This is a genomic window from Paraburkholderia nemoris, assembly GCF_905221015.1.
GTDB lineage: Bacteria > Pseudomonadota > Gammaproteobacteria > Burkholderiales > Burkholderiaceae > Paraburkholderia > Paraburkholderia nemoris.
In genome coordinates this window covers 36061-48098 of sequence record NZ_CAJNBO010000005.1, presented here as the reverse complement: position 1 = coordinate 48098, position 12038 = coordinate 36061, and the positions used below count along the sequence as shown (strand labels likewise).

Annotated in this window: 10 protein-coding genes and 1 tRNA gene; 6 read left to right on the top strand and 5 right to left on the bottom strand. The window is 62.5% G+C overall.

The window, feature by feature from the left end; genetic code table 11:
• Positions 1-94: 94 nt before the first annotated feature.
• Positions 95-949 (top strand): hypothetical protein, encoded by an 855-nt coding sequence (locus KHO33_RS08990; protein WP_200564603.1) that lies wholly within the window; start codon positions 95-97, stop codon positions 947-949.
• Between the two features lie 161 nt (positions 950-1110).
• Positions 1111-1575, top strand: coding sequence for a DUF2214 family protein (locus tag KHO33_RS08985; protein WP_054036251.1), 465 nt, complete (start codon positions 1111-1113; stop codon positions 1573-1575).
• An 85-nt stretch (positions 1576-1660) separates the two neighbouring features.
• Here the strand turns inward: KHO33_RS08985 and KHO33_RS08980 are convergent, their stop codons facing one another.
• The 5 genes from KHO33_RS08980 to KHO33_RS08960 form a co-directional block, all read right to left on the bottom strand.
• On the bottom strand, positions 1661-3538 hold the full coding sequence (locus tag KHO33_RS08980) for an ABC transporter ATP-binding protein (RefSeq protein WP_200564602.1): 1878 nt from the start codon (positions 3536-3538) through the stop codon (positions 1661-1663).
• A 514-nt stretch (positions 3539-4052) separates the two neighbouring features.
• Positions 4053-4127: transfer RNA gene (locus KHO33_RS08975), tRNA-Val, on the bottom strand.
• Between the two features lie 48 nt (positions 4128-4175).
• Positions 4176-4916: a DNA polymerase III subunit epsilon gene (dnaQ, locus tag KHO33_RS08970; protein ID WP_200564601.1), complete on the bottom strand. Its 741-nt coding sequence runs from the start codon at positions 4914-4916 to the stop codon at positions 4176-4178.
• Between the two features lie 80 nt (positions 4917-4996).
• Entirely contained in the window at positions 4997-5443 is a 447-nt protein-coding gene (rnhA, locus tag KHO33_RS08965) for a ribonuclease HI (protein ID WP_093640388.1), read from the bottom strand.
• The gene (locus KHO33_RS08960) at positions 5440-6315 is read right to left on the bottom strand and encodes a class I SAM-dependent methyltransferase (RefSeq protein ID WP_200564600.1); all 876 of its coding nucleotides are present in this window, start codon (positions 6313-6315) and stop codon (positions 5440-5442) included. Before KHO33_RS08960 ends, rnhA begins: the two co-directional genes overlap by 4 nt.
• A gap of 19 nt (positions 6316-6334) precedes the next feature.
• Here KHO33_RS08960 and gloB point away from each other — a divergent pair, with 19 nt between their 5' ends.
• From gloB to carA, 4 genes are all read left to right on the top strand, one after another.
• Positions 6335-7126, top strand: coding sequence for a hydroxyacylglutathione hydrolase (gene gloB / locus KHO33_RS08955; protein ID WP_200564599.1), 792 nt, complete (start codon positions 6335-6337; stop codon positions 7124-7126).
• Between the two features lie 157 nt (positions 7127-7283).
• On the top strand, positions 7284-8978 hold the full coding sequence (locus KHO33_RS08950; protein WP_054036346.1) for a transglycosylase SLT domain-containing protein: 1695 nt from the start codon (positions 7284-7286) through the stop codon (positions 8976-8978).
• 201 nt (positions 8979-9179) lie between these two features.
• Positions 9180-10421: an MFS transporter gene (locus KHO33_RS08945; protein ID WP_054036348.1), complete on the top strand. Its 1242-nt coding sequence runs from the start codon at positions 9180-9182 to the stop codon at positions 10419-10421.
• Between the two features lie 429 nt (positions 10422-10850).
• Entirely contained in the window at positions 10851-12005 is a 1155-nt protein-coding gene (gene carA, locus KHO33_RS08940) for a glutamine-hydrolyzing carbamoyl-phosphate synthase small subunit (protein ID WP_054036255.1), read from the top strand.
• Positions 12006-12038: the final 33 nt, after the last annotated feature.

Here is a 12038-nt window from a genome sequence, read left to right as displayed (position 1 = left end):
TTGGGACCGGCAAGCATGAGCCTGTCTCGGTAATATCCCTATAATGGCCCTGCCGCAAATCTGGCTGCGGCGCCGTCGACGACAGGAGGATGCTTTGGCGAGAACGAAAGAGACGCGTGCGAACGCGGCGCCCGGCGCCGGAATGATTTTCGCGCTGCGCGCCATCGGTCTCGTGCTCCTCGCTCGCTGGCTGTTTTCGATGGCGCAGATGGACCTGGGCGCGTCGTTGTCGGCGATGGTGTCCTCGCCGTGGGCATGCATCAACCTGGTGTTCCTGTTCCTGCTGATCTTCCTGCCGGGCGCGCGCGCCGTGGCCGAGCGTCCGTTGCATCCGCTGCCGCAATGGTTGCGGCAGGCGGTGCGTCTGTTTGCTTTCCTCGGATTCCTGTTTGCTGTCTGGTCGGTCGGCGCATTTGCGGCGAGTGCCGGTTGGCGGCGCGCCGCGCAGGCGGTGGCGGCTACCAACGGCTGGCTGTTGGCGGCACCGGCGTTGTACGCGGCGGTCGTGTGGATTTGCCGGCCGCGCGCGCTGTGGCGGACCAATATCGCCGCGCGACGCTTTGCGATCGGCCGCTATGCGGTTGCGCTCGATCCGGCCACACGCACGGTGGTCGTCTGGGCCGAGCGTCGCAAGGTGGGGCAGTACGACGCCCGCGAATTGTCGGTGCGCTGGGCGGCGGCCCCGGGCATGAGCGCACCGTCGGCGCCTGCTCCGGCGGTGGCGTTCGGTGTTGCCGGCGAGGCGGGTGGCGCTGCGGCGCCGCTCGGTTCGGTCGGCGCGCCTGCGCTGGTACGCGGCGGCTTCGGCCGACGTCCGAAAATAGAATTGCTGTGGGATTCGCCGGCTGCGGCGGGCCACAATCGGCAAACCGTGTTCCGCGCCGCACTGACAACCGAGGGCGATCGGGTCGCCGCGCGAGCGCTCGATACATCGTTGCGGCAAGTCTGAAACTGTCGCTTCGTTCAGTCAGCTACAACACACGGGCGAAGCAGACGTCGTAAGGTGCGGTAGTCGATAATAAGACGTGTAAGAAAAAGTGCCGCCCGGTGTTTCAGCGGGCGAGTGAGAAGATATACATCGATCGTATTGCGTCGTTTGCAGGAGTCGCTATGCTGGTTCGCTGGTTGCTTGCCGCCCTTCATCTGCTTGCTTATGGTTTTGCCCTCGCGTCGATTCTTCGGCGCACCTGGTCCCTTCGGCGAGCCAGCGTGCCTGCTGCGTTGCGATCCGTATTCCGCGCCGACGCGCGGTGGGGCATTTCGGCTTTGGTGCTGATCGTCACCGGTCTGATGCGCGCTTTCGGCGGTTTCGAAAAGGGCGCCGACTACTACCTGCATGAGCCGCTCTTTCACTTGAAGATGACGCTGCTCGTGCTGATCCTCATCCTCGAAGTCCCGACGATGCTCGGCCTGATGCGCTGGCGCGCCAGTATCAGAAAAGGCGCCCCGCCTGATTTGCGAAAGGCGCGTAGTTATGCGCGTTTCAGTGTGATCCAGACCGTGCTACTGGTGTTGATGGTGTTCGCGGCGACCGGCATGGCGCGCGGCATCGGGCTGCCTGCGGGCGTGGTGTAGGTGGGTGTGCGTGAGTGGCCATAAGCCTGCAGAAAACGCCTGTTACGGCGGCTTCTGCAGGACGTCCCTCACGCTTCTTCACAATTTACTTCTCGACTAGCAAGTCCGAATCGTCGAGTCGATTCGCCTTCGCGCCATTGGTCTTGTGCATGACCTCAGAATCGCCCAGACCCTTGATCAACTCCAGCGCCTGACGTTCGAACAAGCGCCTGTACAAGCCGTTCTCGAGTCTGATCAACGCCTCGTGGCTGCCTTCCTCGATGACCTTGCCCTTGTCCAACACTAGCAGTCTGTCCAGCGCTCGCACGGTGGACAGACGGTGCGCCACCACCAGCGTCGTACGGCCCATCATCAGCCGTTCCATGGCCTGCTGGATCAGCACTTCGCTTTCGCTGTCGAGGCTCGAGGTCGCTTCGTCCAGAATCAGGATCGGCGCGTCCGCGAGAAACGCCCGCGCAATTGCTACACGCTGACGTTCGCCACCCGAGAGCTTGATGCCGCGTTCGCCGACCAGCGTGTCGTAACCTTGAGGCAGCGCCGAGATAAAGCCGTGCGCACTGGCGAGCTTCGCGGCGCGTTCAATCTCGGCACGGCTCGCGTCGGGCCGCGCATAGGCGATGTTCTCCGCCAAGGAGCGGTGAAACAGCACCGGCTCCTGCTGAACGATCGCGATCTGGCTGCGCAACGACGCCTGCCGGACACGGGCGATATCCTGACCGTCGATCGTGATCCGGCCTTCCGAAATGTCGTAGAGCCGCTGGATCAGCTTGATGAAAGTCGTCTTTCCCGAACCCGAATGTCCGACCAGTCCGACGCGTTCTCCCGGCGCGATGCGCACGGAGAAGTTGTCATAGAGCGGCGTGGCTTTCGCACCGTAGTGGAAGGTGACGTGCTCGAAGCGAATTTCGCCTTTGCCGATTGCGATCGGGCCTGCGCCGGGGCGGTCTTCGATACCCAGCGGCTGGCTCTCGAGCGACACCAGTTCTTCCATGTCGTTGACCGAACGCTGCAGGTTGCGGATGTGCATGCCCACGTCGCGCAGATAGCCTTGCAGCATGAAGAACATCGTCAGCGCGAACGTGATGTCGCCGACGCTCGCTTCGCCGCGCACCCACAACAGCAACGCGGCGCCGAGAATGGCGGCCTGGATCGCCACCAGCATGCCGCCTTGCACGCCGCCGTTGATCGTGCCGCGAATCCACGTGCGGCGCGTGCGATGACGCCACTTCACAATCACACGCTCGAGCAGGGCTTCTTCGCGCGCTTCGGCGCCGAACGCTTTCACCACGCCGTTGCAGCTGACTGCGTCGGCGAGGGCGCCGCCCATGCGCGTGTCCCACGCGTTAGCGAGGCGTGCGGCGGGCGCAACGAAGCCGAGCGACAGCGCCACGGTCACCGCGATATAGAGCACCGAACCGATACCGACAACCGCGCCCATCATCGGCCAGCGCCAGCCGAGCAGCACCGTTGCGCCGACCAGCATGACCAGCGACGGCAGCAGCGCGACCAGCAACGTGTCGTTGAGCAGGTCGAGCGCCCACATGCCGCGCGTGATCTTGCGCACGGTGGATCCGGCGAAGCTGTTGGCGTGCCAGTCCGTCGAAAAGCGCTGCACGCGATGAAAGGCGTTGCCGGCGATCTCGCTCATCATCTTGAGCGTCAGCCTGATGAGGTTGAAGAACACGCCCTGGCGAAGCAGCGTGGCGCCGAGCCCGAGCGCGCCCAGCAAGCAGAAGGCTGTGATCGCCGCGTGCCACGCGATGGCGTCGCTGGCGGAGCCGGAGGCGATCGCGTCGACGAGTCGTCCGGCGAACATCGGCGTGAGTACGTCGGCCAATGCCGAGAGCAGCACCAACGCCGCAGTGACGAAGATGCGCCAGGGCTGTTTGGCCCAGTGACGGAAGGTAAAGCCGAGGACGTCCTTGAAGGCTTGTCCACGAAAGTCGAGTTTTTTTCTAGTCATTTGCCACGACCCGGTGGCGCGCGAGCGCACCGAGGTTCCAGTCAAGAAGCGAAAGGAAGAGACAGTCAAGCGAGCCGCGCTGTGTTGACAGCAATGCCGGCAATGGGACTACGGACTGTCTGGGAATTGCGCGGAATGCCTGGTCAGGCAGAACCGCGTGAGCGACAACGCGACAAACTTAAGGTCGCGAGAATGGTCGTGAGGCCATCCCAGGGAGAGCGATATGCACTGCGAACATGTGACGCCTCCCTGTAGTCGAATGAAGTGAAGGAATGGACGGGGCGAGTGCCCGAGAACTGACTATATCAGCAGTATTTGGCCGCCGCAATCGTACGAAAGTTCGATGTTGACTTCGAAGCAGAGCGGGCGCAGATGCGTATCAACGGGCGCACACTTGATCAATGATGCGTGCGCATGCCTGGAAACAAACAGAATCAGGCGGAAGCAAAAACAAAAAAGCCCTCGACTTTCGTCTAAGGGCTTTCTCTTGCGGTTCTTCGGGAACCAGCGAATCTGGTGGGTGGTACAGGGATTGAACCTGTGACCCCTGCCGTGTGAAGGCAGTGCTCTACCGCTGAGCTAACCACCCGAAGAGAGCCGAATTATGTCAGGGATTTTTCGACTCGTCTAGTACTTTTTAAGCGGTTTGCTCATCCGCGGGTGCAGCCGGAGCCGGTTCGAGACGCCACACGCTCGTGCCTTTGACCGCTTTGTCGAGACCGTCGAGCACGGCCTGATGTTCGGCAACTTCGTCGTCGCTCGCGGCGATCACGACCAGATTCAGCGAGTCGATCGCTATGCGCGGTGCGCTCGCATCGCCGCTGCCGTGCGAATCGCCGAGCATGTCGATGACGAGGCTTTCCTGGCCGCGCGTCATTGCCAGATAAACCTCGGCAAGCAGTTCCGAGTCGAGCAGTGCGCCGTGCAAGGTGCGGTGTGCGTTGCTGATGCCGAAGCGGTCGCACAGCGCATCGAGCGAATTGCGCTTGCCCGGGAACATCTGCTTGGCGCGCGCCAGCGTATCGATGATCTCGCCGCAGTAGGTTTTTACCGGCGGCAATCCCAGCAACGCAAATTCGGCATCGAGAAAGCCGATGTCGAACGGCGCGTTGTGAATGATCAGTTCCGCGTCCTGAATGAAGTCGCGAATCTGATCGGCAATCTCGGCGAACTTCGGCTTGTCGCTCAGGAACTCGGTGGTCAGCCCGTGGACCGCCAAAGCGCCTGGATCGCTTTCGCGTTCCGGATTGATATAGAAATGCAGGTTGTTGCCCGTGAGCCGGCGATTCACCATTTCGACGCAACCGAGTTCAAGGATCCGGTCGCCGGTTCGTGCATTCAGGCCGGTGGTTTCGGTGTCGAGGATGAGTTGACGCATGTCGGATTAGCCTGCTCTAAAAAAATCAGCAAAAAAGAAGGGCGCGCGCGTGGGTGTCGCCGCGGGCATCACGGCATGCATCACATTTCCGCGAGTGACGCGACGCCGCGATTGGCCAGTTGATCCGCACGTTCGTTTTCCGGGTGGCCGTTATGACCGCGCACCCAGCGCCATTCAATTTCGTGCTGCGCGACGAGCGCATCGAGTCGCTTCCAGAGATCGGCATTCTTCACCGGTTGCTTCGCGGCGGTGATCCAGCCTTTTTTCTTCCAGCCGTGAATCCATTCGCTGATGCCTTTTTGCACGTACTGCGAGTCAGTGTGCACGACGGCCTTGCAGGGGCGCTTGAGCGCCTCGAGCGCGCCGATCACGCCCATCAGTTCCATGCGATTGTTGGTGGTGTTGGGCTCACCGCCGAACAGTTCTTTTTCCTGGTCGCCGAAGCGCAGCAACGCACCCCAGCCGCCGGGGCCAGGGTTGCCCTTGCAGGCGCCGTCGGTATAAATATCGATGATGTCGGGAGTCATTGAGTGTGGTTGCGTGTGTTCGGAGTGGCGGCGGGCGCGAGGCCCGCGGCGAGGACAGGTTTCTTAACTTTCAGCGGGCCGACGAGGCGCATGCCACGCACGCGCTTGATCGCCTTGATCATGTAAGTGGCGCCGAAAATCGGCCACCAGCGGTCGCCGGCGGCTTCCATGAAGCCATAGCGGGACAGCCATTGTTCGCTGCCGAGCGGCGGACGATAGCAGCCGAAGCGCCCGCGTTCAAGATCGAAACCCAGCAATTTGATCCAGTCTTTCAGGCGCGTGAAGGCGATCAGGTCGACCGCGGCGGGCACGAACGGCCGGCCGGTCATCTTGCCGACCGATTGGCGCGCGCCCCACAGCGACAGCGAATTGAAGCCGAGGATGATCAACTGCCCTTCGGGCATCAGCACGCGCTCCGCTTCGCGCAGCAGCCGGTGCGGGTCGCTCGTGAATTCCAGCGTATGCGGCATCACGATCAGGTCGACGCTTTGTGCTTCGAACGGCAAGTCGAGCAGATCGCACCAGACCGCGCTGCGCCCAGCGGGCGCAGGCAAACCCGCGGGCAGACCCGCAGGCAGACCTTTTGCGGCGCTGTTACCCATGTTCTTGCCCGAGCCGTTCCCGGCGCGCCCGAGGCCGCGCGGGAAAGTGTAGGGCGCGCTCGCACCGCTCGCTGCGTCGAGCACGAGCCCGCGGCACGGCATGCGGTTCTCGCGCAAGGCGTCGAGCTGCGGCAGGCCGAGTTGCAGCGCATGGTAACCGAACACGTCGGACACCACGCGGTCGAGCTGGGTCTGTTCCCACTCGAGTACGTAGCGCCCGGGTGGCGAATCGGTCCAGGCAGGCCAGTCTATAATTGCTCGATCAGTCATATCAGAGAATGCGTCGCCTATGAATGCGCTCGAGTACGTACCGGTCCCGGCGTTTGAAGACAATTACATCTGGGTCGTTTCCGACGGGCATCATGCGGTGGTCGTCGATCCGGGTGAGGCCGCCCCCGTGCGCGCATATCTGGCGAAACGGGGTTGGCGGCTGAGCGCTATTTTACTCACCCACCATCACCAAGACCATGTCGGTGGGGTGGCCGATCTGCTGAACGGCCAGGCCGTTCCCGTGTACGGCCCCGCTGGTGAGGCGATCCAGCATCTCACGCATCGTCTCAAAAACGGCGATCACGTGACGATTGCGGCCCCAGCACTCGAGTTCAGCGTGCTCGACGTGCCCGGTCACACGAGCGGCCACATTGCCTATTTTCAGGCGGCCGACCCGCGCGGCACGCCGCACGTGTTTTGTGGCGACACGCTGTTCGCATGTGGCTGCGGCCGCTTGTTCGAAGGCACGCCCACGGAGATGCTGGCGTCGCTGGATGCGCTCGCCGCGCTGCCCGGCGCGACCGAGGTTCACTGCGCCCACGAGTACACCTTGTCGAACATCCGTTTCGCGCTCGCCTGCGAGCCGGGCAACGCCGAACTGCAAGCCTGGCGCGACACGGCGAGCGAATTGCGCGCGCGCCATGTGCCGACGCTTCCCACCACCATCGCCCACGAACGCGCCGTGAATCCGTTTTTACGCGCTGACAGTCCGGCGATTCGCGCCACCTTGCAGGAGCAGTTGCACGAAAAAGTGTCCGATCGTTTATCGGCATTTACGCTGATGCGTGAATGGAAAAACCGCTTCCGTTGACCCGTTCGGCATCAGGGTATTGCTCACGCGAAGAATCGCAAAAATTCGCCAAGCCCAAGATTTCCTTGATTTTTTTCGTAATTTTCCGATTGACGTAAACGTTGCCGTTTCGTACTATCGGCTGCAAATTCCAGCCCTTGTGGAAGCCGAGACGTTCATGCGATTTATCTTTAGTGCGTTGTTGGTCCTGACACTCGCCGCTTGCGCGAGTCAGGGACCGGCGACGAATAGCCCTACCACCGCAACAAACCCCGCCAGCCAGCAAGCCGTAGCCGACGCCCTTCGCAAGACAGCCACCGCCAAAGAGACGATCAACGTCGATCAAGGCTCGGTCAGTCAACTGACGAGCGCCGATGCCGATTTGTGGGGCCGTATTCGCCGTGGTTTTCAAATGCCGGATCTGCAAACCGACCTCGTCGACATGCAGGTCAACTGGTATGCGCAGCGCCCGGATTACGTGCAGCGCATGACCGAGCGCTCGCAGAAATACCTGTACCACATCGTCGAAGAGCTCGAGGCGCGCAATATGCCGACCGAACTCGCGTTGCTGCCGTTCATCGAATCCGCGTACAGCCCGCAGGCGTTGTCGGTAGCAAAGGCCGCCGGCATGTGGCAGTTCATGCCGGGCACGGGCCGCACCTACAACCTCAAGCAGAACATGTGGCAGGACGAGCGCCGCGACGTGCTGGCTTCGACCAGCGCCGCGCTCGACTACCTGTCGCGTCTGCATGACATGTTCGGCGACTGGCAACTGGCGCTCGCCGCGTACAACTGGGGTGAGGGCAATGTGCAGCGCGCGATCGCGCGCAACGAAGCGGCGGGTCTGCCCACCGACTACCTCAGCCTGCGCATGCCGAACGAGACGCGCAACTACGTGCCCAAGCTGCAGGCCGTGAAGAACATCGTGATGAACCCGCAGATGTACGGGCTCACGCTGCCGTCGATTCCAAATCACCCGTATTTCGTCACGGTCACGACCTCGCACGACATCGACGTGGACATGGCGGCGAAACTCGCCAATCTGTCGCCGGACGAATTCCGCTCGCTGAACCCGTCGTTCAGGAAGCCGGTGATTCTCGGCGCCACGCAGCCGCAAATCCTGCTGCCGTTCGATAACGCGAGCGCCTTTGAGCGCAATCTGAAGGCCTACTCCGGTTCGCTGTCGTCCTGGACTACGTACACGGTAACGGAGCGTTCGGCACCGGCGGCGATCGCGCAAAAAATCGGTGTCGACGCCGACACGCTGATGGAAGTGAACAAGATTCCGGCCGGCATGCGTTTGAAACCGGGTTCCACAATCGTGGTGCCGCGTGGTTCGGACGACGACGAAGACATCAGCGCCGACGTCGCCGAAAGCGCCGTGCTCGCCATGGAGCCTGACGTTCCCGACACCCGCAAGATGCTGATTCGCGTGCGTCGCAATCAATCCATGGCCGCGATCGCAGTGCGTTACGGCGTTTCGATCGGTCAATTGAAAGCGTGGAATCGCACGCATCGCGATCAGGTTTCGCGCGGCCAGGTGATTGTGCTGCACGTGCCGGTTGGCAAGGCGATGCCGAGCGAACCGGGTCCGGAGCGCATCGCAACCGACGTGCAGGGCGGCGGCGTCGAGAAGATCGGCACCCGTGTCACAGACACGAAGAACGATTCGCGCTACGATAAGAAGAAGGGTCGTGGCCGCTCCGCCGTGGTCAAGGTGTCTGAGCCGGTGGGTAAAGCGAGCAAGCCGGCAACGTCAGGCGCCACCAAGGGCAAGGTGACGAAGGTGTCGGCTTCCACGTCCAGCAAGGCGTCGAAGGCCGCGGCAGATAGCCGCCAGAAGACCGTGGCCAACGCGAAGAAGGGTAAGTAGACCAAAAAGCGGCTCCACGGTAGTGACCACATGCGTTGCGGGGGCAGCGCATGAATTGCGCTCCGATCACGCACCGTGTTATTCCGACGCCGTCACCTCAGGGTGACGGCGTTTTTCATTCTGCAGATCAAATCAGGCGAATTTCGCTCATTTCATTTATCGTTCGTGCTCGGGCCTTGTCGGCCGCTCTTTTCGAAGCCCATGTCGTCCACCCAGTTGCGCGTTTTTCTCCTGTTTTCCGCCGGTTACTTTGTTTCGTATGTGTTTCGCGGCGTCAATCTGGGCTTTGCACCCTTCATCACGCACGATCTCGGCTTGTCGGCCACTGATCTCGGCTTGTTGACCAGTCTGTATTTCCTCGGCTTCGCGGGCGCGCAGATTCCGGCGGGCGTCTTGCTCGACCACTTCGGCGCGCGTCGGGTGACGGCAGTTACCCTGCTATTTGCCGCGCTGGGAATCTGGGTGTTCGGCGCGGCGCACGGCGTTGGCGCGATGATGATCGGGCGTCTGCTGATCGGCGTCGGCGTGTCCGTGTGTCTCGGCGCCGCCTTCAAGGCGTTGGCCCAGCATTTCGCGTCGGCACGGCTGCCGCTGATGAACGGGCTGGTGATGGCAATCGGCGGGTTCGGCGGCGTGATGGTTGGGTCGCCGCTCACGTGGGTGCTGGGCTTCGCCAGTTGGCGCGCGGTCTGCATCGGCTTGGGTCTGCTGACGGTTCTTGTGGCGGTCGCGCAGTGGACCCTCGCGCCGGACGCAAAGGAAACCCATCATCAGGCAAGTCTCGGGGCCCAGTTCAAGGGCACTGTGCACATCTTGAAGAGCGCGGCATTCTGGAAGATCGCGTCGTTTTCGGTCGTCACGCAAGGCGTGTTCTACGCGATGCAATCGCTATGGGTCGGCGCCTGGTTGCGCGACGTGCAGGGCTTCGAGCCGCGAGAAGCTGCAGCGCTGGTATCGATTCTCGGCTTCGCGATGATGGCCGGCTGCGTGGGCTTCGGCGCGGCGGCGCGCAGCCTGGAGCGGCGCGGTATCTCGCTGTACGTGTTTTGCGGCATCGGCATGGCGCTGTTCGTCGTCACCCAGCTGCTGATCATGTTCAATGCGCCGCTGCCCGCGAGCCTGCTGTGGGCGGCGTATGGGATCTTCGGCGGGACCGGGATTCTCAGCTACGCGGTGATGGCGCGGCACTTCCCGGCGCAGATGATCGGCCGGGTGAATACCACTCTGACGCTGATCATTTTTTTGCTGATTTTCGGCTTCCAGATTGGTGTTGGAGCGGTGCTGTCGCACTGGTCGGCCAGTGGCGGACACTATCCGGCCGCCGCGCATCTGACCGCCTGGGGCATTCTGATGGCGCTGCAATTGCTAAGCGCGATCTGGTACGTATTGCCCGGCCGCGCAGGGCTTCAGCCGGCGCACGCGCACGCCGAACGGCAGGTTTAAGGCCGTCGTGGATGGTTCGCCGGGCCGGGTTATATTTACCGGCTCTATCCCGATTCTGGGCCGCACAAATTTTGTCGACCGGCTTCTGAGCCATGTGCAGCAAGACTTCGACCCGTTTGGGAGGGCGCTTCGCTACGCCGGCTCCCCATCTCGGATTTGGAGGGAAGGGTAGTTTCACGCTATAATTTCAAGGTTTGAGCTTATCAACCCGCACCCTAGCGCCTACCTCTCCCATACCGTTCATCCGCCGCGCGCTTTTGACGCCCCGCACCCCAGCCGAGCCGTCCACACAATGGACCCATCGCGCCCCTTGCGACGTCGCTAGCAGTACGCGAGCGAGTCTGCGCGCGCATCCTTGCCGGTGCGTTTCGCTGCGGCTCGCAGTCGGATAGACAGGTCGGCAACAGGGTGTTCCCCAAGGAGTCTCCCGTGTTGCCGTCATTTTCTCCCGCTTTGCTCGCACTCGCCGACGGCACGGTCTTTCGTGGTTACTCGATCGGCGCCCCCGGGCATACGATCGGCGAAGTCGTGTTCAACACCGCTATCACCGGTTATCAGGAAATCCTGACCGACCCGAGCTACGCGCGCCAGATCGTGACCCTCACGTATCCGCACATCGGTAATGTCGGCGTGAATGCCGAAGACGTCGAAGCCACGAAAGTCCATGCCGCCGGCCTGATCATCCGCGATCTGCCGGTTCTCGCGTCGAACTTCCGCATGGAGCGCACGCTCCCGCAATACCTGAAGGACGAAGGCGTGGTCGCCATCGCCGGTCTCGACACCCGTATGCTGACGCGCGTGCTGCGCGACAAGGGTGCGCAGAACGGCGCCATTCTGGCCGGTTCGGATGACGAAGCGAAGGCAATCGAACTCGCGCGCTCGTTCCCGGGCTTGTCGGGCATGGACCTCGCGAAGGTCGTGTCGACGAAGGAAAGCTACGAATGGACCCAGACCGAGTGGCGTTTGGGCACCGGCTACGGCACCCAGAACGCGCCGAAGTACCGCGTGGTCGCGTTCGATTACGGCGTGAAGTACAACATTCTGCGCATGCTGGCTGAGCGCGGCTGCCACGTCACCGTGCTGCCGGCGCAAGCTTCCGCGGCTGATGCGCTCGCGCTCAACCCGGACGGCGTGTTCCTGTCGAACGGCCCCGGCGATCCGGAACCGTGCGACTACGCAATCGCGGCGACCAAAGAGCTGATCGAGCGCGGCATCCCGACCTTCGGCATCTGCCTCGGCCATCAGATCATGGGCCTCGCGCTCGGCGCCAAGACCCTGAAGATGAAGACCGGCCACCACGGCGCGAACCATCCGGTCAAGGATCTCGAAGACGGCCGCGTGGTCATCACGTCGCAGAACCACGGTTTCGCGGTCGACGCCGACACGCTGCCGGCCAACGCCAAGGTCACGCACATCTCGCTGTTCGACGGCACGCTGCAAGGCTTCGCGCTGACCGACAAGCCGGCGTTCTGCTTCCAGGGCCACCCGGAAGCATCGCCCGGTCCGCACGATATCGCCTATCTGTTCGATCGCTTCACGGCGTTGATGGACACGAAGAAGGCCGGCAAGGCGACAGCGGCATAAGCAATAGAGTGTGAGGCGCCCAGGCGGCGCACG